Here is a 24,020-nt window from a genome sequence, read left to right as displayed (position 1 = left end):
TATTCATTCCCTGAATGGCGAAGTCGATGTTTGAATCGAGTTGGCCTGGCTCTGTCCTTGATTGGTGATACTTTAATCTATCTTGTAGCTGGTATTCAACATGCCACGTCACATTTTAATGCGCTTTCTGTCTTAAAAATAATAGCTTGTATCAACGAGAAACAAATGAAGCTAAATCGAAGAAACGTTTAGATACAGGTGTAAGCACGCTTTTGGCTCTCGGCGGCATGGACGCCGCCGTGAAGCCCACACGGATGATGAGATGGACACCTCTTGTGAAGTCGGCGTCAAAAGCGCCATATTGAATTTACAAGGTTCAATGTCAACAAAAGGTGTCCACTATGAAAGTTACTCTAATTGGTATCGATTTGGCAAAAAATGTTCTTCAGGTTTGCGGTGTCAATCAAGTCGGTAAAACGCTCTTTAATCGCACCGTTAAACGCACTCAACTGTTGAAAACGCTCGTTCAGTATCCAGATGCAGTGATTGCCATGGAAGCCTGTAGTGGCTCAAATTATTGGGGCCGAGAGCTGTTGTCGCGTGGATTTGAGGTAAAACTTATCCCACCACAGCATGTGAAGCCCTTCGTGAAAGGCAATAAAAATGACCGCAATGATGCCTTTGCAATCTGTGAGGCTGCGATGCGCCCCAACATTATCTTCGTTAAGCCAAGAACCTTAGCGCAGGTCGATATCATTATTTCCCATCGAATTCGCGAGCGTCGTATTCGTGTCAGAACCGCGTTGACCAATCAAATACGTGGATTGTTGAGTGAATACGGCATTGTTATTCCCAAAGGCCGCGACCCGCTCAACCTTGCTCTACCTGAGTTACTCGAAGATGCCGATAACTCACTAACCACCACCGCCCGCAGGTATATCAGAGAGTTACTTGATGAGCTATATGCCATCAATGCTTCGATTAAAGCACTGGAAAAAGAGATTCGACTACAGGCAAGAAATCATGAAGATACCAAGCGGTTAACCGCCATACGAGGTGTCGCTGAAATTATTGCTACGGCGTCGGTATCGTTCGCTGGTGATGGTTCTGGGTATCAAAATGGGCGACATTTCTCGGCAAATTTGGGGCTGGTACCGAAAGAATTCTCAAGTGGTGGAAAACAGAAATTAGGAGCTATCACCAAGCGGGGAAACAGCTATCTAAGACGACAGCTGATTCAAGGTGCTTGGTCTGTCATACGCTATGCAAAGAATAATGACGACAGGTTATCTGTCTGGGCAAGAAAGGTCATTGAACGAAGAGGCAAACAGAAAGCGGCGGTAGCTGTGGCCAACAAACTCGCCAGGATAATTTGGGCGATGCTTTACTACAAAACGGAGTACAGACCTAGCTAAACAACAAGAACAATTACATACCCTAAAAACCGAACACAATTAATGAAGTAACAGGTAATACCGGCCTTCGTAAATGCTGAGAGAGCACAAGGTGTTGTAACACCGAACGGACGATAAGCAGCGAAGGCGCGGTTCTCATTAAGGCCAGAGCACAATGATGCTCACAAACAGGTCGGATATACGTACGCAGTATTACTTTCTGTTACTCACAAAATGTTTGATCTATCCGAGGTGTCCATATATGTGCTCCAACAACTTCCGTGTTTAACTGCCAGTTCGGCATCCATGCCTCTCGTTCGTAAGCTCGAAGCTTTGTTTCACTCACCGTGCCAAAAGAGTGCTTGCACATCCCTCGCCGGGCAGGCGTTAGATAGCAATGAAGGTACGACCTTCAAATCACCTTAACAAACGCCAATCCCATTAACGGCGAAAGTAATCATGCTAGAAATGCGATAGAGCATGAACTCTAAAGCTGGGGGTGAGGAAAAATATGGTAATCAAATAAAGTATACTCTGACCCCACATATCACTGACTCCACATATCATATGGCTAGCCCGATTAATTTCTTTTGCGCTCTAGTGACGGGCTTGAATGATGTTGAAGTGTTGTTGGATGGTATCCATATTTTATGCGACTTATTTCTTATGCCAAAAAAATGAGGGATCGGATGACCATGTTCCATTTTTAATATCCAGAGTTCCCCAAAATGATTCTCTAACATACACCGCAAACCGCCCATGCTTTTCTAGATCCCAAGAAACATCAGTTTCTACTTCACTGGGAAATTTATTATTGGCGTAAACACTAATAGTCCAATAATGAGGTCTAAATGGATCAAACAAGCTTCTAGTCCGTGCAACTACACTAAAATCGCTATATAAGACATTGTCGTCATCCAAATACTGTTTCGCCGCGGAAACTATCTTGCTTGGGGGCTGAGAGACTCTTTTTTCAACAGGATATAACAAGACAACAACCAACATGCCTATGGTTCCAAAAACCAACATATTCGGCCATTTAACAGGCCCGAAATACCAAGCGATAAGACCGGACAATATCAGCCAGATAGCAAAGCATATGTAGAGCGGCTCTAAATCCAGCAACATAGGGAAAAAAGAGACACCAGTATCCCCGGGCGCTGCACTGTAAAACAGTGCAGCGCCGAATAATAGCGAACACAACGCCTCTAAATATTCTTAACTTAATCAAACTGAATGCTCCACTGTGTTAATGTGCCAAAATTATCTTTCTTTTGATCGCTAACCTTGAGCAAATCACCGTCATAGTCATTTTGGGCTACATGTATATACATGGCTTTTCCAGTAGAAGTGACCTCATCGTCTACCGCAACGGGAATGGCATTCTCGGCCGTTGAACAGCCTCGAAAGTCCCAGCAGGAATATAATTCACTGGTTGCCACATTCCTTTTAGATATAACATTGCCACCCTTTATCAAGGGATACATGGTTAATTGGCTTATTTTCAATGCCGTGTTTGATTGTAGTTTTGCAAAATCAGCTGCAGGAATGGAGAATGTAATTCTGTTAATCCCTTTCTTCAGTTCGATGTCAGGATTGCCATAGACTCCGACATGCTCATTACCGACAGTGGTTATTGTGGCCGAATAGCCAAACCTTGCTGCCGTTGGAAGCGTATCCACCTCAAAAGAGACGTCTATCATTTCGATGAAACGCCCATCCGCGCTGTAAATGGGCTCGAATGTCACATTACCTAAGTAAAGTAAGTCGTCACGTTCCCAAGAGTCATGGTCATAGTATGAGGTACTGCCAAAAGACTGATTCAGATGAATAATGCTGTCATTGTATTCAATTACGATGCTAAAAAACTTGAATGCCCCTGAATAATCCAGAGTTCCGAGATACTTCCCATCAAACTTAACGTAAAATTTCTTCTCTGGTGATTCTATGCGTTGATGAGCCACCAAAGTTCTTCCATCATTCGTCTCCAAGTTCACCGTGATATAATACACTCCCTCTTCTTGAAACACTCCGCCGGTTTCAAACTCAAGCATTAATGCATCATTGTAGCCGTCGCCATCCTCATCGATAAGCACTTCGCTATGCTTGCCGGTAAGATAAACGTTATCCTGAAGTACCTTGAAAGATCTGAATATCTGCGCCTCAAATTTGTCACCATTCTTATTCCTGCCGGAAATATTGATAAGCACATCATAAACTCCAGCGGATAACGGCATAAAAAGCGTCGAATAAGTGCCGTCATTTGCCTGATAATCCGGATATACACCGTCATCGCGTATGTTGGCGTGCTGCAGCGCTTCCCCATCCTTAAAAATTTCGAAGGATACATTCCCATTAATGTATGGAAGGTCACCGTCAACCATTAACACTGAAATGGGAAGATGATGATTTACCATAGGTATATTGGAGGGAGAGCCTATTACCAGATGGAGAGCAATATCCGAATTTTTAACTAAGACCCTGATGGGAAGATGCGACTTTGCGGATGAGGTCACCCCTCTGACGGTATAAGAGCCAGGAATGACGTCCGAGAATTTAATGATCCAGCTGTTGCCTGTCGCCAAGAAGGCGGTGAGCTCATTATCAGGTGAAAATTGACTGAACTCAACCCCGAATGCAGCAAAGTTGCTTGCATCTAACACCTTATTATCGGGAGTCATGATCGAAATATTGTTGGTTAAGAAATCGTCCGCATTCGGAATGATCAGGGTAAAGCCGGCACTTCTCGGAACTTTAAACGATGCGACGAACTGTCCATTTTGAATGGCAGCGAATTTATTTATTCGCAGTTGTTGGAATGGTGTGGCGACATCCGCCGCCATAGATGCACCTGTCAAAATAAACAGTATCAAGGTGAGAATCAAATTAATGAGTTTCATTGCCAACACTCCATTTCAGCATTCCAACAATCGCCTAGTCTATGACTTGTCCATCTGTCCAGACCTGGTGCCAAGATTTCCATAAAGTACGATCGCGTGATTCCGGCTGTTTTCCCAATTAAATAGGGTCAGAGTTAACTTATTGAGGGATTTGATTGGTGCTTGTTGGTTTTTTCATTCCCTGTATGGCGTAGTCGATGTTTGAATCGAGTTGGCCTAGCTCTGTCCTTGACTGGTGATATTTTAGTCTACCTTGTAGTTGGTATTCAACATGCCTCGTCATACTTTAATGCACTTTTTCTTTAAAAATAATAGCTTGGATCTACGAGTAACAGATGAAGCTAAATCGAAGAGACGTTAGATACTGAGTGCAGATACGCAAGTGACCTTCGGTTTCAGGGATGAAACCGTAGAGCGGCCAAGGCCAAAAATGTTCCCTACATTTTTTGGCATTCCCTACATCCATGTAGGTCAGAAGGCGCACAGCGTGTCACAGGCGTATCTGCACATCCGTCGCTCCTTCACATCCATGTGATCACGACATTTGTACTTCCATGTACAGCACCCGCCGGAGCAGGCGTTAGATTGCCATGAAGGTACAACTCCCAACTCACTTAACAGATGAACAGTTACAATTACTTCTCGTAACAAATGAAGCCAAATCGAAGAGATGTTGGATACCGAGTGTAGATACGCCGGTGAGCTTCCGAAACAGGGATGTTTCGGTAGAGCCTAAAGGGATTTATTCACGGCGTCTCACAGGCGTATCTGCACATAAGCCTGCCGCAGGCAATTAACAGCAATGAAGGTACGACCTTCAAAACACCCTAACAAAAGCCAACACCACCAACGGCTAAAATAATTATGCTAGACATGCGAAATAGCCTCGATGTTCGAGCCGCCGAATGAAACAGCAAATGATCAAGAGATAGAGCAGGGGAAAAGGGGCGAGCGATACGCCCCGAGAAGATTTACCTGAGTCTCTCCCCTCGATTAATCCCAATCAACCTATCCAAAATATGCTCCCCATCCATACGGATGCCATTATGCTCATATTCAGAGGTGAGCCAGTACTTCAGGTTACCCACCTGAGCCGCCGTCTCCAGGCTGTAATTCATCTCCACGAACATATCTTCGCTGTAGATGGCCGCCGCTACCGGCACCTGATTGTCGGCCAGTTTGGCGGGATCGTACAGCATGGGCCAGTCGGCCTTGTCTGCCAGCAGGTGCGCCGCGTGTTTCAGCGGCTTGAGGTTGGTGAACTGATCGAAGAACCAGGGGTAGACCATCTCGCCGGTAAACAGGAAGGGCTTGTCCGCCTGGTAGTTAAACTTTTCATAGGTCTGTCTTACCCTATGGGCCGCCCAGCTCGACGCCTCTTGCTGACAGTAGATGCTCTCGTGTAGCAGAGCGAAGATGGGGTTGGTGTTAAAGTCCAATAGCTGGCAGAAGTGAGCCAAAAACAGTGGGTTGACTTGAGTGCCCTTGGCCGTCTCTATCAACGCCTGTTCCAGCAGGTAATAGACGGGCTCGCCGCCTTGCTCCATGCCGATATTGATCCCCAGAAGCTGCAGCATCTCCACAGTGAGGCGCTCGCCGGTGGCGATGCGCACCTCGTTCTGTTGCAGGTAGGCGGCCAGGCGTTTAACCAGAGCTTGCGCGTCGGGGAAACGGGCGAAGAAGTCCTGGTTCTTGGCCAGCGCTCGCTTGTAGGTGGCCTGATAGACCTCATCGGCGCTGCGGGTCAGCGAAGGGATGCCGCCCGTGATATAGGCTTCATGCAGGCCATGGGGCGCATCGTTTAGGTATTTCAGCACGCAGAAGCCGCCGAAGCTTTGACCGAGTATGCTCCACTTCTCATCGCCAATCAGCTGTGCCCTGATAAGCTCGGCATCCTGGATGATGCTGTCGGCGCGAAAATGGCTGAGGTAGTCGGCCTGGGCTTGTGAGTCCAGATGGGCCAGTGAGGCATAGTTGATCGGGCTAGAGAGGCCTGTGCCGCGCTGATCCAGCAGCAAGACGCGATATTCCTGCAGGGCGCGCTTTATCCAGCCGCCGTTGGCCGCGGGTCTGATGGCGCCAAAGCCCGGACCACCCTGGAAGTAGACCAGATAAGGCAGATTGCTATCTGTGTGTTCAGGCGCCACTAACTCCCGGGCGAAGACAGTGATGCACTCGCCATCTGGGGCTTGGTGATCCAATGGCAGCGAAAAAAAGTGTTTGCGGCAATGGATGCCGGCGAGGCGTTGTAGATCGGACATGATGAGCCTTTAATTGATTCTTGTTGGTAATGCTTTTTGATGAATAAATGTGCGCTAATGTCAGGCAATAGGGTACTAAATGACGCGGATAGGTTATCCTAGATCAATCTTTTTGTCAGTGCCGTTAGAGAATCCCAACCCGATGATTTAACCTATGCCGGGGTGGATGAAAGTGGAAAGAATAAGATGAAGTATCAAATTGTGCCTGTGACGCCATTTCAGCAAAATTGCAGCATCATCTGGTGTGAAAAAACCAAACAGGCGGCCGTGGTCGACCCGGGTGGCGACATAGAGCGGATCCAGCAGCAGCTGGCCCATCATGGCCTGACCCTGGAGAAGATCTTGCTCACCCATGGGCATATCGACCATGTGGGTGGCGCTAAGGCGCTGGCCGACGCGGCGGGTGTGCCCATCATAGGCCCCCATAAGGACGATGCCTTCTGGCTGGAGACCCTGCCGCAACAGAGCAAGCACTTTGGGTTTCTGCCCGTTGCCGCCTTCGAGCCGGCCCAGTATCTTATTTCGGGCGATCGTGTCACAGTGGGCGAGCAGACCTTGGAAGTCCTGCATTGCCCTGGGCATACGCCGGGCCATATCGTGTTCTACAGTGAGGCCGACAAGCTGGCCTGGGTGGGTGATGTGCTGTTTAAGGGCTCTATCGGCCGTACTGATTTCCCCCAGTCGAGTCATACGGATCTGATAAATTCCATCACTCAGGTGCTCTGGCCTTTGGGCCGTGAGGTTAGCTTTATTCCCGGCCATGGCCCCATCTCGACCTTCGGCGCCGAGCGGCAGCAAAACCCCTTCGTAGCGGATCAACTGCTGAACTGATCTCACTAACTAATCTTGATAATCAGGATTCTAAATGCTTGTTTTAAGACGGCGGTTCATTCGAATCGCCGTTTTTTCGTTGTGAAATCTTTTGCAACGCTTTGAGTCTGTTTTTTATTTCTGTGTCTGCTAGGTTAAGGCATTAGTCCTTAATTTTGCCTAAGAGACACAGGGATATGTCACATCACATCGAAGATCTGCTCAACGCCTGGTCGGCGGCGCCCCAAGATGATTGGGTGCTGGCCGTGGTGACCCATGTGGAGGGCTCGGCCTATCGCAAGGTGGGCGCCATGATGCTGATCCACGGTATGGGTAAGAGTGTCGGCCTGGTGAGCGGCGGCTGCTTGGAGGCCGACCTGCGCCGCCGGGCCCAGAAGGTGATCCAGACCGGGCAGGCCGCCAGCGTCTGTTACGATGCCACCGACGAGGCCGATGCCAGCTATCAGCTGGGCTGTGGCGGACTCGTTCATCTCATGCTGCTGCCCCTGTGCGCCGCCAATCACTATCTGCACTTTCAGGCGCTCAAGGCTGCGCTCGCCAGCCAGGGGCGATGCCATTATCAGTTAATGCTCACCGATGAATCATTATCGCCCGGTTCCCTTGGCGCTAAGGTGTGGACCAGCCAGCAGGCCCTGGATGATGCCAAGGCGGGCTGGCAACTGAGCGATTTTCCCCGCCCGGGCATCTTACAGGGCCAGTCAATGCAGGGCGAAACGGTGCGAGGCCAATCTTTGCAAGATGAGTCGGTGCAAGGTGAGTCTGCGAGTTTAGTCGTTCCCCTGCGTGAGCATCATCGCATCGCTATCTTCGGCGGCGGCCTGGATGCCCAGCCCGTGTGTCAGATTGCCCAGCAGCTGGGTTGGCGAGTGGATGTGGTCGACCGTCGCACCAGCTATGCAAGGGAGTATGATTTTGTCGGCGCCAACATCATCAAGCTGCCGGTTAGTGAGCTGCCCAAGAATTTCTGGACCCGTCTCGATGGCGCCATCGTCATGCAACACAACCTGGAGTTGGATGCCAAGGCCCTGGCGGCAATTCATCAACACGCAAAGCAGCTTAGCTACCTGGCGCTGTTGGGCCCTGGCCATAGGCGTGACAGGGTGCTGGCCCTTGCCGGGCTCGAGGTCGCAAGCTTTGGTGCCTATTTCTCGGCGCCGGCCGGCCTGGCGTTAGGGGGCGAGCTGCCATCCTCGATAGCCCTCTCCATATTGTCCGAATGTCACGGCGTGCTGCACGGCGCCAAGCGGGTCGCCCTTAAAGAGGTGATGGCGTGAAGCCTGATACCTGTATCCAAGGTAAGGTGATGATCGCCCTGCTGGCGGCGGGGGAGAGCCGACGTTTCGGCGGCGTGAAGCTGGCGCAGTTCCTAACAAATGATGACTTGGCGAGTGATGATTTAATCGCTAATGACCTAGCAAGCGCTTCGTCAGAACCTAAGCCCACTGAATCTAAAAACATAGTGGCTCATTTCGTTGCCGGTCCATCCCCGACGACCCTGATAGGTCATCAATATAGCGCGCTCAGCGAGGTGGCAGCCAGATTGGGCGCGAGTCTTTGTGTGATCACCGGTGCCCACCATGAGGCGGTGGCCAGTTGTCTGCCGCCATCGGCTAAGCTAGTGCATAACCCAGATTGGCAAGGGGGGCTTGGTCACTCCATCGCGGTGGCGGCCAAGGAGGCCAGGGCGCTGCTGGCCGAGACGCTATTGATCGCCCTTGGGGATCAGCTGCTGCTGGAGACCGATGATTACCTCGGGCTGTTTCGCGCCCGCGCCCGGGCAAACACCCGGGTTTGTGCCTATTATGAGTTAACTCTGGGGGCGCCAGCGCTGTTTCATTTCGACGATTTTGAGGCGCTGTCTAATCTGAGCGGCGATCGCGGCGCCAAGGCCCTCTTGTCCCGGCGCTACCAGGAGGGCAGCCTCATCGCCATGGCGATGGAGGATGCTAGCGTCGATATCGATACCCGATCTCAGCTAATGGCGTACCTAGCGAGGAGCAAGGCGGGCGCCCAATGACACAACCGACTCGAATTAAAGCTATTCAAATTAAAGCAAGGCCGTTAACCATAGCCTATTGGTCAACAAGGAGAAACTGATGTCCCAATCGAAACTCGGACTCAAGATAAACGGAAAAGATTACACCTTAGATGCCGATCCCAATATGCCCGTGCTCTGGGCTATCAGAGATCTCCTGGGGCTGACGGGCACCAAGTATGGCTGCGGCGCCGGTCTCTGTGGCGCCTGCACCATACATGTCGATGGCGAGCCCGCCAGGGCCTGTCTGACCAGCCTAAAGCAGGTGCAGGGCAAGCAGGTGACCACCATAGAGGGGCTGGCGGCCGATGGCCTCAAGCAGGCCTGGCGCGACAATAATGTGCCCCAGTGCGGCTACTGTCAGGCGGGGCAGTTGATGTCGGCGGCGGCGCTGCTGAGTCAATATCCTCAGCCAAACGATGCTCAGATAGAGGAGGCCATGGTGGGCAACCTGTGTCGCTGCGGCACCTATACCCGCATCAAGGCGGCGATCAAACAGGCGAGCGGCACATCGGCTCAGCTTGATCTGAATGAAAGGGAGCAGAGCTTAAGGGAGATTGAGGCATGAGTCAGTTCAGCGCGGTACAAAATTTCAGTCGCCGGGATGTGTTAAAGCTGTTCGGCGCGGCCGGTGGCGGTCTGGCCCTGGGAGCCAGTGGCCTTGCCTGGAGCCCGATGGCGCTGGCCCAAAACGGCGAGGCGCGCCTCAACCTGTTCATCGCCATCGGCGAGGATGACAGGGTCTACCTTACCTGTCACCGCTCTGAGATGGGGCAGGGGATCCGCACCGGCATCCCTCAGGTGCTGGCGGACGAGCTGGGCGCGGACTGGGACAAGGTCGTGGTGGTGCAGGGGCTGGCCGACAAACGCTACGGCAGTCAGAATACTGATGGTTCTCGCAGCATACGCAAGGGGTTCGACAAGATGCGCGAGATGGGCGCCATGGCGCGTACCATGCTGGAGCAGGCCGCGGCCGAACGTCTGAAGGTGCCGGTTGCCGAGCTGAGCACAGCCGATAACAAGGTCACTCACTCGGCCTCCGGCCGCAGCCTCAGCTTCGGTGAGCTGGCCATGGCAGCCGCCAAGCTGCCGCTGCCTGAGGTGACCGGCCTTAAGCTCAAGTCAGCGAAGGCCTTTACCCATATCGGCAAGGGCCACACCATAGTGGATATGGAGGCGATTTTAGACGGCAGCGCCGAGTATGGTTACGACATCCATCTGGAAAACATGCTCTATGCCAGCATAGTACGCCCGCCGGTGCTGGGCAGTAAGGTGGACAAGCTCGATGATAAGGCGGCCCGCGCCGTCGCCGGAGTGGTGGATGTTATTCCCCTGCCGGGACATCAGGGCGCGCCAAGCTTTCAGCCGCTGGGCGGCGTGGCCGTGCTGGCCACTAACTCCTGGAGTGCGGCCCAGGGGCGCAAGGCGCTTAAGGTTAGCTGGAGTGACTCGCCAAACGATGGGCACGATTCTAGCGCCTATCTGGCGCAGCTGAAGCGCGCGGTGCAGAAGAGCGGCAAGCCCGTCAGGCAGCTCGGCGAGCAGAGCCAGAGCTGGCCGGCGGACAAGACCATAGAGGCGGTCTATAGCGTGCCCTATCTGGCCCATGCCATGATGGAGCCACCGGCGGCGGCCGCCAGCGTGACCGATAAGACTGCCGAGATCTGGGCATCGACCCAGACGCCTCAGAGTGCCCAGGGCACAGTTGCCGCAGCCTTGGGGCTGCAGGCCGAGCAGGTGACAGTGCATGTGACCCTGCTGGGGGGCGGCTTTGGTCGCAAGTCTAAGCCAGATTTCTGCGTCGAGGCGGCGCTGTTGTCCCAAAAAACAGGGCGGCCGGTCAAGGTGTGCTGGAGCCGGGAAGATGAGCTGCAAAATGGTTACCTGCATGCCATCAGCGCCCAGTATTTCAAGGCCAGAGTCGGCGACAAGGCGGTCGAGGCCATATTGCAGCGCACTGGCTTCCCCAGTATCAGTTCTACCTTCGCCGAGGGTGTGGATGAACCCAGCGCCTCCGAGCTGGATCTGGGCTTCGTGGATGTGCCTCTGGCCATCGATAGCCTGCGCTGTGAGTCGGTAAAAGCCAGCGCCCATACCCGTATCGGCTGGATGCGCTCTGTGTGCAACATTCAGCATGGCTTCGGCATAGGGGTGTTTGTCGATGAGCTGGCGAACAAACGCGGCCTGGATACCTATACCATGTGGCGCGAGTTGCTGGGTAAGGACAGGCAGGAGACCTTTAGCGATCAGCAGTTCAACTATGGCAACTATGGCGAGACACTAGAGCGTCACCCTGTGGACACCGCCCGTTATAAAGGGGTGATCTCAGCGGTGGAGCAGGAGGTGAAGCAGATGGCTAAGCCTGAAGCAGGCCAGGGGTGGGGCTTTGCGGTGCACCGCAGCTTTACCGCCTATGTGGCGGCCGCGAGCCTAGTTGAGGTGACTCAGGATAAGCAGCTTAAGGTGCTTAAGACGGTTATCGCCATAGACGCCGGCACCCTGGTCAACCCCGACCGGGTGGCCTCTCAGCTCGAAGGCGCCGTGATGTTTGGTCTGAGCATCGCCCTGATGGGGCGCATTAGCTTTAAGGATGGACGTGTAGAGCAGTCTAACTTTCATGACTATCCGCTGCTGCGCATGAGTCAATGCCCCGAGATAGAGACCATCCTAGTGCCATCTATGGCGCCGCCCGCCGGGGTGGGCGAGCCGGGCGTACCGCCCATCGCGCCCAGTATCGTTAACGCCATCTATGCGGCCAGTGGCACGCGCATTCGCGATCTGCCCCTGAGCGATCATTTCAAGATCTAGCCGCTATCCATAGATAGGCTGTAGACCATTAAAGCCAGTCGTTATATCGACTGGCTTTTTTCTCGCCGTTCTTATGCATTTGTGACACGATTTTTGGTTCTTTTACTACAAATGGTGCCGGTTTTTCAATTCAATAACATTTAATCCGGTTTATTTGGCCTAGATCCTGTTTTTGTCATTCAATTTGGAGTAATTTAACCAAAAATAATATTCCAATGTAATGAGGGGTCATACATGGAAAATCGTATGCAGGTCGCATTATCTGCAGGGCTGCTTGCTGCCGTTTGGGCAGGGGTCGCCGATGCATTTCACTTAGTCACTTGGGTTGGCTTTCTCGCGTGTAGCACTTTCTTCGCTCAGCCAAAGGAGGGTTTTCAAGGGGTGTTAATGACTTGGTTCACTAATCTCTCTGGCGTGTTCTGGGCCTGGGTGGTGATCTCCGGTGGTAGCTATTTCGATACGCCGCTTGTGGGTTATCTGCTGACGGGTATCGTTACCAGCCTGATGTGCCTGCAAGCCAGCTATCAAAGACTCACCTTTATTCCCGGCGCTTTCATCGGCTGCTGCATCACCTTCGCCCTCGGTGGCGATATGGCAAGCATACTGCCGCCACTCGTGATAGGTGCGCTGTTGGGTTATGCCATGACACTCCTAACGGGACAGATGGTGGCTTTTACCGCCAAGACTATACCTGCCATAAAGTTACGTCTAATCAAGGCTCAACAATAAAAATTGTGCTTAACTTGATGCTGTAGGTCGAAAGAAATTGTCAATTTAGCCTGATAAACAAGTGGGTTTCCATGAAAGCTATCCAGTTTAGAAAGATAGATGCCTTGCTGATCAAACTCAGTCTTAACGGTAAATTTTGGGTGGTCTGCTCTATGGTGACGGCCATTACCCTGACCATCGCCTTGTTGAACTTAAATGCCGCCAACAATCAATTGCACGCCGGCTCGGCGGCCCGGGTACAGGCGAGCGTCGATGCCTATGCCAAGGTGGCGAGCCAGATGGGCTTAAGTGGTGAGGCGCTGGCGCGTTTTGCCCAGGACAACAGCCTGAGGCTGGCATCTCGTGATGAGCAGTCGCGCCGCGGTGATAGCGTGACCGCTAGCGCGCCGGTCGCCGGTCAATATCTGCAGCTGAGCCAGGACGTTGCCGCCTGGGAAGCCGAAGGCAAGAGCGATGCCTGGTGGATGCTGTGGGTCGCCCTTATCGCCCTCTATCCGCTGTATCAGCTGAGTTACTGGATCTCCACCTCCCTGGGCGGCGGTCTGTGGGACATGTATATCGCTATCAAGCGGCTGGCCGATGGCGATCTCTCCTTCAGACTCAATTTCTTCGGTAAGGATGACTTCAGTCTTATCGCCCGGGAGATCGACCGAAACGCGGACAACATGAGCGAGATGGTCAAAGCCATAGGCAACAATGCCAGGACGCTCGCTAATGCCTCCGATGAGTTTAATCTGCAGGCGAAACAGAACGATGAGCTGGCGCAGTTCCAGCATCAGTTTCTCGATACCGTCGCCGTGGCGATGGATCAGATGACCGCCGCCATCGAAGAGGTGTCCCATAACGCGGCCAACACCTCAGATCATACCAAGCATAATGCGACGGCCGCGGCCGACAGCAAGCAGCGTATCGCCGAGGCGGTGCGCCGTATCGGCCAGTTGACTGGCCAGATAGATGCGGCATCCAGCGCGGTGGATCAGCTGTCGGGCAACGCCACAGAGATTGGTGCCGTGGTGACCACCATCAACGGTATTTCCGAGCAGACCAATCTGCTGGCGCTGAATGCGGCCATCGAGGCGGCGCGTGCCGGTGAGCAGGGCCGTGGCTTTGCCGTGGTGGCCGACGAGGTTCGAACCCTGGCGGGACGCACCCAGCAGGCGACGGTGGAGATACAGTCGATGATCGAGGGGCTGCAGTCGGGCTCGGGTCAGCTGGCGGATATTACCCATGAGATTGTCGAGCAGGCCGAGCTTGGCCGTGCGGCCATAGAGTCAGTGGGCAGCGATGTGGATACCATGGCCGATTCTATCGATCAGGTGTTCGACATGAGCTCGCAGATCGCCGCTTCGGCGGAGGAGCAGAGCGTGTCGGCGCGGGATATCGCCTCGCAGCTCAATGAGATCCGTGACCAGTCGCAGACCATCAAGGAGACCGCCGAGCGTTCTGTGGTCTTGGCGAGCGAGCTGCAGCAATCTTCCACTGAGCTGGATGGCATTCTGTCGCAATACCGCTTGCAGTAGCTAGGTGAATTAATAGTCTATAAAAGTGACTCAATAAAAAAGGCGCCCTCGGCGCCTTTTTCGATCCATCACGCTCTAATCTTTGAAGCAGCTCCAGATGGGTGCATGATCGGAAGGCTTGTCGATACCGCGCAGATCATAATCTACGTCAGATTCGGTCAGACGTTCAGCCAGTGACGGCGTTGCCAGGATCACGTCGATGCGCAGGCCGCGGTTATCATCGAAACCCTTGCTGCGATAGTCGAACCAGGAGTAGCGCTCACTGCGTGTTGGATGCAGCTGACGGAAGGTGTCGACTAATCCCCAATCCAGCAGCGTCTGTAGCCACTCACGTTCTTCGGGCTGGAAGCTGCATTTACCCGTCTTCAACCAACGCTTGGCGTTGACTTCACCTATGCCGATATCCAAATCGATTGGCGAGATGTTGATGTCGCCTATGATGGCGATATCTTCATCTGGGCTATGGTGCTGCTGCAGATAGTGCATCAGATCTTGGTAGAACTTGCGCTTGGCCGGGTACTTGGTTTCATGACTGATGTTCTCGCCCTGGGGGAAGTAACCGTTGAGCACCGTCAGTTGACGGCCGTTGGCTTGGGTAAAGGTGCCCATGATCATTCGGCGCTGGGCCTCGTCATCATCTGTGGGGAACCCCTTCTGTACCTTGACCGGTGGCAGTTTGGAGAGCATGGCGACGCCATAGTGAGCCTTGCCACCATGGTAGTGCACCTGATAGCCCATGGCCTCGACCTCGGCAAGGGGGAAGGCCTCGTCGTGAACCTTGGTCTCCTGCAGGCCGATGATATCCGGGCTATGGCTGTCGATCAGCGCCTGTAGCTGGTGCAGTCTGGCTCTGAGACCATTGATGTTAAATGAAACTATTTTCAAGTGCTTGCTTCCTGCGATTTGGGTTAAGGGAGTACGCGCTTAAAGGGTTTTACGATGACGCTCTGGTAAACGCCGGCGGCCACGTATGGGTCTTGGTCTGCCCAGGCCTGCGCCGCTTCCAGTGAGTCGAACTCGGCTACTACCAGTGAACCTGTGAAGCCGGCTTCACCTGGGTTGTCGCTGTCGATAGCTGGGTGTGGACCTGCGATCATCAGGCGACCCTCGTCAGAGAGCTCCTGCAGGCGTGCTAGGTGGTCAGGACGGGCTTGAAGGCGTTTTTCTAAGCTGTTTTCAACATCTTGAGATGAGATCATGTACCACATTATTTGAGTTCCTTTTTATGTTCTTCAGGCATGTGTTTGTAGAGGTATACCACAGTGATCACTGTGTTGATCAGTGTCAGGGCCGTGAGGCCAAACACCTTGAAATTGACCCAGGTTTCCTGAGACAGGTTAAAGGCGACATAGATGTTAACCAGGCCACAGGCGAGGAAGAAGGTGACCCAATACCAGGTGACCCGCGACCATATCTTGTCGGCGACGATAAGCTCCTTACCTAGCATCCCCTTGAGGATCGGCTTCTTCAGATATTGGCTCAGGGCCAGCGCCAGGGCGAACAGGGCATAGACTACAGTGACCTTCCATTTGATAAAGGCATCGTCGTGAAAGACCAAGGTGAGGGTGCCGAAGAAGCTCACCATGGCGAAGGTGATCAGGTGCATCTTCTCTATCTTCTTATAGAGCAGATAGGTGACTACCAACTGCAGTGCGGTGGCCACGATCAGGGCGCCGCTGGCGATATAGATGTCGAAAAATTTATAGACGGCGAAAAAGATCACCAGAGGTAAAAAGTCGAGCAGTTGTTTCATGTAGGCTAGTTCACCAAACAAGGGATATAGATGGCTGGCAGTGTAACATGCCTCTTGAGTGGGGCAAACGTTGGGGCGCGGTGAAAGCGGCGCAATTGGGATGAAATTCCTTTAATCTGGGCTAGCGCACATCTGGTGTTTGATAATTAAGTGACCAGGCTGTTGCTCTTTTGCGCAGTCAGGCTAGCCTTAGTGGATATTTGTTGTTTGTATGTTAATGATTATTGGTGAGATTTTTGATTTGTCTCAAATCTTGATGCTATTGAGGCGCAGTTTTTTGTTTAAGCTTGTGTTACATTTTTGCAGGTGATGCCAAGTAGGTTTTTGAAAACCTTGGTGTCTCAGAGCAAGCAGCGAATTTCCTCCTGGGGGCAGGCGTACAGCATATGAAAGTGGAACTGGATGTTTCTGAACTGGCCGTTGGCATGTATGTGGTTGAGATCACTCAGCCCAAGAACAAGTTTCAACTGGCGGAGCAGGGATGGATCACTAAACAGCAGGTGATCGATGGCTTTAAGCGTAAAGGCATTGAGAAGCTGTTAGTCGACAGCAGCAAGCGACGCCCACAGCCTAGTGAGCCTGCCAAGGTCAATCAAGCTACCATGGATAAACAAGCTGCCCAGCTAACAAAAACGCCTGGACTATTTAAACAGCGACTGAGCCAGGCCAAGCAGCTGTTCAACGAGTCTAAGGCGATACAGAGACGCTTGTTTGACGATGCCCAAGCTGGTGTGCCCCTGACGCTGGAGCCGGTGAGACGGGTCACGGATCAGTCTATCGAGGCGATATTCGATAATCCCGATGCGCTGGCCTGTGTGATCAACATACGCCATAAAGATCAATATCTGCTGGAACACTCGGTGGCCGTCTCTGTGCTGATGACGATTTTTGCCTGCTATCTCAAGATAGATAAAGAGATAGTGAGTGAGCTGGCGATAGGCGCCTTCCTGCACGATGTGGGTAAGATCATGATCCCCCCAAGCATTCTCGACAAGCCGGGTCGGTTGACGACCGAGGAGTTCGAGGTGATGAAGACCCATGCCAATCACTCCATCCGCATCATAGAGAATACGCCCAACATCAGCCCGCTGAGCCTTGAGGTCGCCAGGCTGCATCATGAGAAGCTCAACGGCAAGGGTTATCCTTTTGGCGTCAGTGCCGAAGCGATCTCCCGTTTTGGCCGAATGATCGCCATCTGCGACATCTTCGACGCCTTAACCGCCAATCGTTGTTATAAGGCGGGTTATCCTCAGGTGAAGGCCTTTAGCATACTGCGCGCCCTAGGGGAGAATAACGAGCTGGACGCCGAGTTAGTGGATCATTTCATCAAGTGCATGGGGGTCTATCCCGTGGGCTCTCTGGTGCAGCTGGAATCTAACCGTCTGGCGATCGTCGAGAGTCATAACCATCAAGACCCTATCCGCCCCAAGGTGAAGCCCTTCTACAGCCTGAATCCCAATCATTTCGAGATCTCCGCCAATATCGATCTGGCGGCGATGCGTGACGACATCATAGTCAAGAATGTGCGCGCCGATGATTTCGACCTCGACATGGATGAGATCATCGAGTTTCTCTCCCACGAGGGCTAGCGTTTATTGGACGAGCGCTAGCTTATTAACGCCTTAGCTTTTTTAGCCCTTAGCTCATTTAACCCCTAGCCCTTTAACGACCTGAGTTAATTGGGCTTTCCGGGATCATTGAGATTGCCGGGATGATTTAGATTGCTCGGATTACTCAGATTGCCCTGCTTACTGAGAGGCCGGTGTGTATTGAATGGCCAGCTCGGCGAGTTGCAGCTCAAAATCTCCCGCTTGGCCATTACCAATCAAGAGACCAACGGCGACCAGTTGCGTCAGGTCTGGGTAGGGTCGCGTTGGATAATCCGCGCCGCGAAAGGTCTCGATAAACTCCCCTGGGGCAAATGTCCACTGCTCGAGCCTGCCCGCCTGGGTATCGAAGTTTGCCTTGTAGCTGACCAGTTCGCCCTGTTTAAGCACTTTGAGCCTGAGTTGGTAGTGCTTGCCATCGCCTAAGGTGGTGAGGCGAATGCCGCCAGGATGAGCCTGTTGTAAAATCTGCTGCTCCTCCTGGCTCAGGGTGCGCGACACAGAGGCGAAGCCGCCGTTGTTCTCGAGGGAGACATTGCCGCTAAAGCGCAGGCGATATTGCTGATTGGCGTTGAGGAACTCACTCAGCTCGCTCTGGGAGCGGCCTCCCATTACCCCATCGTTGACGATTTGCCAGTGACCTGGGTGAGTCAGTAAGGCTAATGTTTCCATCTTAGTATCGACTCCTTGGACAGTGAGAAGGTAAGGGCCTAGCAAGGTCAAGCCAAGTAGCATCTTCATGTGCGCTGCTTATTGTTTGCAAGCTCAGGCGCACAGAGAGATGGAGGGCAAGGCCCTGTGCAGCGCCATGAGATCCCTGAAGATGTAGCTGGCGCCATGCTGCTCGCCATAGGTTTTCTGCTCGCCATGAGCTCTCTGCTCGCTGAGCAGCACAGATGGCATGCCTGCCCGTTTGGCGGCCTGGATATCATAGTGATGGTCGCCCACATAGGCTATCTGCGATGGCGGCAGCTGCCACAACTTTGCTAGGGCTAGCAGACAGCTGGGATCTGGCTTGGCCGGGCCATCGTCGCGGCTGAGAATGAGATCGATCGGCAGAGCGCAGCGCTCTATCTTTAATTCGGCCGCCTGGCGGCTGTTGCGGGTGACGATTGCCGTTGGGATCTGTTGCAGTAGCAGAAAGTCCAGCAGGGCTAAGGCGCCACTCATCGCCCTGGCGCTTAGGGCATCTAAGTGCTCGGCCTGGGTGATGATCTTATGGGCCTTCTTGGCACGCTCTGTTGGCAGCTGCTGCACGAAGGCGAGAATATCCTGGTCTAACGGGCAGCCAACTGCCTGCTTGAGGGCCTTAAAGTCGAGGGAGCTGCTCACTAAGGTGCCGTCGAGGTCGAAGATCACTCCCTTAAACAAGTTATTAAAGCTCTGCATGGCGTGTCCTTATCTAGATTGAAGGCGAAGGTTGTTGTTAAGAAGGCTGCTGTTAAGAAGGCCGATGTTAAAAAAGTCGCTGGCTTAATAGCTATAAGTATAGCCAGTAGCCGCCTGTCACTCCTGTCAGGGCTGACATTAGCGAGCGTTTCAAGCGCCAGCTCTCATTTGGTTTGATTGAGGTGATACGGCGCCCGGCGACTAATGGATCAGCAATGGGGAGTCGTGGATAAAAAAAATCCCCGCTGGTGCGGGGATTTTAGATTGGATGAGAAGGGGGGGTAGGCGTTAAGGCTTAGGTTGCCGCCTTCATCTCACGGGTAAACTGACCCAGGGCGCTGAGCAGGGCCTGCTCATCGTCTTGGTGGGTCTCGATGATCTTCACCACGGCAGAGCCCGAGATGGCGCCCGCTGCGCCCGAGTCGATGGCGGCCTTGACCTGATCTGGCTCTGCGATGCCAAAGCCCAGTAGGGGCGGCGGCGCGTCGAAGGCCTTGAGCTGGGCCAGGATATCATCCAGCGGCATGCCTGCCTTCGACTCTGTGCCCGTGACGCCGGCGCGTGATAGTAGGTAGGTGTAGCCCTGGCCCTGCTCGGCGACCTGGCGCAGTGTCTCGGCATCGCCATTGGGCGGCGCGATAAAGATAGGCGCTACCTCGTGGGCCTTGGCTGCGGCGATAAAGGGCGCTGCCTCTTCCACTGGCACGTCGGCGATAAGCACAGAATCCACGCCGGCGGCCTTGGCCTTGGCGTAGAAGGCTTCGACGCCGTTGGCATACACTAGGTTGGCGTACAGCAGCAAGCCGATGGGCAGCTCTGGGTATTTGGCGCGCACCGCAGTGATGATCTCGAAACAGCCACCCGGCGTAGTGCCCGCGGCTAAGGCGCGCAGGTTAGCGCCCTGGATCACCGGGCCGTCGGCGAGGGGATCGGAGAAGGGAAAGCCCAGCTCCAAGGCATCGGCGCCGTTTTCTACTAAGGTCTCGATGATCTTCAGCGACAATTCTCTGTTGGGATCGCCTATGGTGACGAAAGGCACGAAGGCGCCACGCCCGCTTGCGTTAAGTGCGGCAAATGCTGCCTGATAACGGTTACTCATTGCCGCTCTCCTCGTTGTTTGCTTGTTGTTTTTCTAAGATGTCGGCGACGGTGAAGATATCCTTGTCGCCGCGGCCTGAGAGGTTGACCACCAATAGCGTCTCCTCGGTAGCGGCCTCGGCCAGCTTGATGGCATAGGCTAGGGCATGGGCCGACTCCAGTGCCGGGATGATCCCCTCGCTGCGGGCCAGCAGCTGGAAGGCCGCTAAGGCCTCGTCATCTGTGGCCGACTCATAGGTGGCGCGACCGGTCGCCGCCAGATGGGCGTGCTGTGGCCCCACTGACGGGAAGTCCAAGCCTGCCGAGATGGAGTAAGACTCCTCAATTTGGCCCTCTTTATCTTGCATTAGCGGCGCCTTCATGCCGAAGAAGATCCCCGTCTTGCCGTGCTTGAGCGGCGCGCCATGTTTAGGGGTATCTATGCCGAGTCCTGCGGGCTCGACACCGATAAGCTTTACCGAAGGCTCGTCGATAAAGTCGGCAAACATACCGATGGCATTTGAACCGCCGCCAACACAGGCGATCACCGCGTCGGGCAGACGACCCTCACGCTCTAGGATCTGCGCCTTGGTCTCTTCGCCAATCATGCGCTGGAATTCGCGCACTATGGTGGGGAAGGGATGTGGACCGGCGGCGGTGCCTAGCAGGTAGTGAGCCTTGTCATAACTGGCAGACCAGTCGCGCATCGCCTCGTTACAGGCATCTTTCAAGGTGGCTGAGCCTGAGGTGACCGGGATCACCTCGGCGCCCATCAGGCGCATACGGAACACGTTGGGCGATTGACGCTCGACATCTTTGGCGCCCATGTAGACCTTACACTTGAGGCCTAATAGTGCGCAGGCCAGGGCCGTGGCGACGCCGTGCTGTCCGGCGCCGGTTTCGGCGATGATCTCTTTCTTGCCCATACGCTTGGCCAGCAGGGCCTGACCCAATACCTGGTTGGTCTTATGGGCGCCACCATGGAGCAGATCTTCACGCTTGAGGTAGATCTTCACCAGAGGGTTAGGGCTAAGGTTACGGGTCAACGTCAAGGCGGTCGGTCTGCCGGCGTAGTTTTTCAGCAGATCGGTAAATTCGGCTTGAAAGCTCGGATCGTTCTGCGCATCGACGAAGGCGGCTTCGAGCTGCTTGAGGGCGGGCATCAAAATCTGCGGTACAAACATACCGCCATATTCGCCGAAATAAGGGTCCAGCTTAGTCATCATAAAGCTCTCTCTGTATGGGGCGGCGCCGTTAAGGTGCGCCGCAAAACGTTAATATTCTCTAAGGGCGGTAAAGGCTTGCTTGATCAGCTCCGCATCCTTGACGCCGGGAGCCGACTCGAGGCCCGAGTTAAAGTCCAGGCCGAAGAAGCCCTGCCGGGCGGCGTCGAAGGCGTTGCCTGCGTTAAGCCCTCCGGCCAACATGGCATCAGCCTTGTTCGGCAGTTGCTGCTGCCAGTTAAAGGCATGGCCCGTGCCACCAAACTGCACGCCGTCTGTCGCCTTTGTCTTGCTGTCGTAGAGCAGGCGATCGGCATTGGCTGGCGTAGAGGGGGCCTGGCAATCGTCGCTATCGACGCTGACGGCTACCGCCTTCCAGATCTGGGTCTGGCAATCAAGTTCATTTAGCTTAAATCTGAGCTGATCGATATCGTATTCGCTCTCGCTGCCGTGAAGTTGCACCGCAAACAGGTTTAAACGTTTGGCCAGCTCGGCGATGGTGGAGAGCTCTTCGTTGACGAAGACGCCGACAAAATTCAGCCCCTTACCACTGCTTCGCTGCTGCTCGACTAAGTCTAGTGCCTGCTCTGGGCTCACGTAGCGAGGCGATTTCTTGGCAAAGATTAGTCCGCCGTAGAGGGCGCCGGCGTCAATGACGGCGCGCACATCTTCGCTGCGGGTCAGGCCGCACACCTTGTTATGGCCAAGGGTCAGGGCGCGGCAGGCAAGATCCAGATCGGCTTCGGCCATCAGCGAGCTGCCTACCAGGAAGCCATCTACCAGGGGGCTCAGGCGTCTCACCTGCTGCTGAGTGTAGATGCCTGATTCGCTCACTACCACGCGGTCTGCCGGGATATGCGGGGCAAGCGCCTCTGTGGTTGCCAGATCTGTGGTGAGATCCCTCAGGTTGCGGTTATTGATCCCTATGATGGCGGCGTCAAGTGCGATGGCGCGCTTGAGCTCCTCTTCATTGCTGACCTCGGTCAGCACATCCAGCTGGTACTGGGCTGCCAGGCTTGCCAGCTGGCGATAATGGTCATCATCCAGTACCGACAACATCAGCAGTATGGCATCTGCGCCTTGGTGGGCCGCCAGTTTCACCTGATAGGGATCGACGAAGAAATCTTTGCATAAGATGGGCTGGCTCACCCGGGCGCGTACCTTGGGCAGGTAATCCATGTCACCCTGAAAAAACTGCTCGTCGGTCAGTACCGAGATGGCCGCGGCATAATGATTGTAGACATCGGCGATAGCCTCGACATCGAACGCTTGCCTGATAAGGCCCTTAGAGGGGCTGGCCTTCTTGCACTCGAAGATGAAGCCGGCATTGGGCGCCTTGAGTGCCTGATACAGGCTGCGATCCGACACCTTGGGTGCTAGCGAAGCCTCGGGGAAGCGCTGTTTCAGCGCGGCGATGTGAGCCGGTTTAGTGTCGACGATACGGGTCAGCACATTGCTGCTTGTGTTCGACGGGCCTGTTTGACTGTTTACACTCGCTTGCATCAGTTTGTTCCTAGGTTGTCACTTTGGCTCGCGCTAGCAAGCTGCTGGAGTAGGATGTATGCCTTGCCGCTGGCGAGGGTCTGTAGCGCCAGCGCCGTGCCTTGCTGTGGACTGTCACAGCAGCCGGATACATAGAGGGCGCAGCCCGCATTGGCAGCTACCGCCTCAGTGTGCGCCAACTCGCCATGGCCTTGCAATATGGCGCGGGTGATTTCGGCGTTTTCTGCAGGGCCTGCACCGGCGAGATCGCTTATCGCGGCGCGGCTGAGCCCCAGGGCCTCGGGTGAGAGGTAATATTCGACGATTTCACCCTGTTTCAGCTCACAGACTAAGGTCTCGCCGTGTACCGCTACCTCATCCAGGCCGCTGCCGTGAACCACCATGGCGCGTTTGACATCCAGCGCCTTAAGCACGTCACAGATAGGGCGCACCAGCATAGGATCATAGACCCCCAGTAGCATGTAGTCGGGTCTGGCCGGATTGATCAATGGACCTAAGACGTTAAACAGGGTGCGGGTCTTCAGCGCCTGACGTACCGGCACTGCGTGGCGCACGCCGCCGTGATAGTGGGGCGCGAACAGGAAACAGAGCCCCAAGTCGTCGAGACAGTCTCTTGCGGTCTCGGGCGCCATGGTGAGATCGATACCAAACTGCGCCAGCAGATCAGACGAGCCAGACTTGCTCGATACGCTGCGATTGCCGTGCTTGGCCACCTTAGCGCCCGCCGCGGCGGCCACGAAGGCTGAGGTGGTCGAGATGTTGATGGTGTTGTGACCGTCTCCACCTGTGCCAACAATATCCACTATGCCCTGGGTGCGTGTCGCCTCACTGGGGGCGGGAAACGCCTTGGCGGCTTGCAGCAGGGCGTCGGCGGCGCCGGAGATCTCATCTATGGTCTCGCCGCGCATCTTCATCGCGACCAACATACCGGCCATGGCGACGGGATCCATCTTGCCCTCGACTATCTCGCTAAACAGCGCCTTGGTCTCCTCGCGGCTGATGGTTTGCCCCTGATAAAGCCTGTCGAAAATCGGCTGTAGTTCACTCATT

21 protein-coding genes are annotated in these 24,020 nt (G+C 54.1%); 9 read left to right on the top strand and 12 right to left on the bottom strand.

The window, feature by feature from the left end; translation table 11 throughout:
• The first annotated feature begins 341 nt into the window (after positions 1-341).
• A complete protein-coding gene (locus SHEW_RS11770) occupies positions 342-1,355 on the top strand; it encodes an IS110-like element ISSlo1 family transposase (RefSeq protein WP_011864733.1) in 1,014 nt (337 codons plus the stop codon).
• Positions 1,356-1,991: 636 nt separating this feature from the next.
• Here the strand turns inward: SHEW_RS11770 and SHEW_RS11765 are convergent.
• The 3 genes from SHEW_RS11765 to SHEW_RS11755 form a co-directional block, all read right to left on the bottom strand.
• Positions 1,992-2,462: a hypothetical protein gene (locus SHEW_RS11765; protein ID WP_223294711.1), complete on the bottom strand. Its 471-nt coding sequence runs from the start codon at positions 2,460-2,462 to the stop codon at positions 1,992-1,994.
• A gap of 95 nt (positions 2,463-2,557) precedes the next feature.
• Positions 2,558-4,234, bottom strand: coding sequence for a choice-of-anchor X domain-containing protein (locus tag SHEW_RS11760; RefSeq protein ID WP_049766523.1), 1,677 nt, complete (start codon positions 4,232-4,234; stop codon positions 2,558-2,560).
• Positions 4,235-5,205: 971 nt separating this feature from the next.
• On the bottom strand, positions 5,206-6,495 hold the full coding sequence (locus SHEW_RS11755; RefSeq protein WP_011866068.1) for an alpha/beta fold hydrolase: 1,290 nt from the start codon (positions 6,493-6,495) through the stop codon (positions 5,206-5,208).
• A gap of 186 nt (positions 6,496-6,681) precedes the next feature.
• Between SHEW_RS11755 and SHEW_RS11750 the strand changes: the two genes are divergently transcribed.
• From SHEW_RS11750 to SHEW_RS11720, 7 genes are all read left to right on the top strand, one after another.
• Positions 6,682-7,326 carry an MBL fold metallo-hydrolase gene (locus SHEW_RS11750; protein ID WP_011866067.1) on the top strand — a complete coding sequence of 215 codons (645 nt, stop codon included), beginning with the start codon at positions 6,682-6,684 and terminating at the stop codon, positions 7,324-7,326.
• 176 nt (positions 7,327-7,502) lie between these two features.
• Positions 7,503-8,600, top strand: coding sequence for an XdhC family protein (locus SHEW_RS11745; protein WP_011866066.1), 1,098 nt, complete (start codon positions 7,503-7,505; stop codon positions 8,598-8,600).
• Complete coding sequence (locus SHEW_RS11740; protein ID WP_011866065.1) at positions 8,597-9,343, top strand: nucleotidyltransferase family protein; 747 nt, start codon at positions 8,597-8,599, stop codon at positions 9,341-9,343. Before SHEW_RS11745 ends, SHEW_RS11740 begins: the two co-directional genes overlap by 4 nt.
• A 79-nt stretch (positions 9,344-9,422) precedes the next feature.
• The gene (locus SHEW_RS11735) at positions 9,423-9,929 is read left to right on the top strand and encodes a (2Fe-2S)-binding protein (protein WP_011866064.1); all 507 of its coding nucleotides are present in this window, start codon (positions 9,423-9,425) and stop codon (positions 9,927-9,929) included.
• Positions 9,926-12,169: a xanthine dehydrogenase family protein molybdopterin-binding subunit gene (locus tag SHEW_RS11730; protein ID WP_011866063.1), complete on the top strand. Its 2,244-nt coding sequence runs from the start codon at positions 9,926-9,928 to the stop codon at positions 12,167-12,169. Before SHEW_RS11735 ends, SHEW_RS11730 begins: the two co-directional genes overlap by 4 nt.
• A gap of 234 nt (positions 12,170-12,403) precedes the next feature.
• A complete protein-coding gene (locus SHEW_RS11725) occupies positions 12,404-12,898 on the top strand; it encodes a DUF1097 domain-containing protein (RefSeq protein WP_011866062.1) in 495 nt (164 codons plus the stop codon).
• A gap of 71 nt (positions 12,899-12,969) precedes the next feature.
• Positions 12,970-14,418, top strand: coding sequence for a methyl-accepting chemotaxis protein (locus SHEW_RS11720; protein WP_011866061.1), 1,449 nt, complete (start codon positions 12,970-12,972; stop codon positions 14,416-14,418).
• Positions 14,419-14,493: 75 nt separating this feature from the next.
• On the opposite strand, the gene xthA is transcribed toward SHEW_RS11720, so the two are convergent.
• From xthA to SHEW_RS11705, 3 genes are read right to left on the bottom strand one after another with little or no spacing between them, the layout of a single operon-like run.
• The gene (gene xthA, locus SHEW_RS11715; RefSeq protein WP_011866060.1) at positions 14,494-15,303 is read right to left on the bottom strand and encodes an exodeoxyribonuclease III; all 810 of its coding nucleotides are present in this window, start codon (positions 15,301-15,303) and stop codon (positions 14,494-14,496) included.
• A gap of 23 nt (positions 15,304-15,326) precedes the next feature.
• Entirely contained in the window at positions 15,327-15,626 is a 300-nt protein-coding gene (locus SHEW_RS11710) for a YciI family protein (RefSeq protein ID WP_011866059.1), read from the bottom strand.
• A complete protein-coding gene (locus SHEW_RS11705; RefSeq protein WP_011866058.1) occupies positions 15,626-16,171 on the bottom strand; it encodes a septation protein A in 546 nt (181 codons plus the stop codon). The genes SHEW_RS11710 and SHEW_RS11705 overlap by 1 nt, the downstream gene beginning before the upstream one ends.
• A gap of 386 nt (positions 16,172-16,557) precedes the next feature.
• Here SHEW_RS11705 and SHEW_RS11700 point away from each other — a divergent pair, with 386 nt between their 5' ends.
• Positions 16,558-17,760, top strand: a complete 1,203-nt coding sequence (locus SHEW_RS11700) for a cyclic di-GMP phosphodiesterase (protein WP_011866057.1) — start codon at positions 16,558-16,560, stop codon at positions 17,758-17,760.
• A gap of 159 nt (positions 17,761-17,919) precedes the next feature.
• Here SHEW_RS11700 and SHEW_RS11695 read toward each other — a convergent pair whose 3' ends face one another.
• The 6 genes from SHEW_RS11695 to trpD form a co-directional block, all read right to left on the bottom strand.
• Positions 17,920-18,450: a CIA30 family protein gene (locus SHEW_RS11695; RefSeq protein WP_011866056.1), complete on the bottom strand. Its 531-nt coding sequence runs from the start codon at positions 18,448-18,450 to the stop codon at positions 17,920-17,922.
• 93 nt (positions 18,451-18,543) lie between these two features.
• Entirely contained in the window at positions 18,544-19,167 is a 624-nt protein-coding gene (locus tag SHEW_RS11690) for an HAD family hydrolase (protein WP_011866055.1), read from the bottom strand.
• A gap of 295 nt (positions 19,168-19,462) precedes the next feature.
• On the bottom strand, positions 19,463-20,266 hold the full coding sequence (gene trpA, locus SHEW_RS11685) for a tryptophan synthase subunit alpha (RefSeq protein WP_011866054.1): 804 nt from the start codon (positions 20,264-20,266) through the stop codon (positions 19,463-19,465).
• A complete protein-coding gene (gene trpB, locus SHEW_RS11680) occupies positions 20,259-21,467 on the bottom strand; it encodes a tryptophan synthase subunit beta (RefSeq protein ID WP_041407223.1) in 1,209 nt (402 codons plus the stop codon). Before trpB ends, trpA begins: the two co-directional genes overlap by 8 nt.
• A gap of 51 nt (positions 21,468-21,518) precedes the next feature.
• A complete protein-coding gene (gene trpCF / locus SHEW_RS11675; RefSeq protein ID WP_011866052.1) occupies positions 21,519-22,970 on the bottom strand; it encodes a bifunctional indole-3-glycerol-phosphate synthase TrpC/phosphoribosylanthranilate isomerase TrpF in 1,452 nt (483 codons plus the stop codon).
• A complete protein-coding gene (gene trpD / locus SHEW_RS11670; protein WP_011866051.1) occupies positions 22,970-24,019 on the bottom strand; it encodes an anthranilate phosphoribosyltransferase in 1,050 nt (349 codons plus the stop codon). The genes trpCF and trpD overlap by 1 nt, the downstream gene beginning before the upstream one ends.
• Between the last annotated feature and the right edge of the window lies 1 nt (position 24,020).

This window comes from Shewanella loihica PV-4 (genome assembly GCF_000016065.1).
Lineage (GTDB): Bacteria > Pseudomonadota > Gammaproteobacteria > Enterobacterales > Shewanellaceae > Shewanella > Shewanella loihica.
This window is presented reverse-complemented; position numbering and strand designations above follow the sequence as displayed.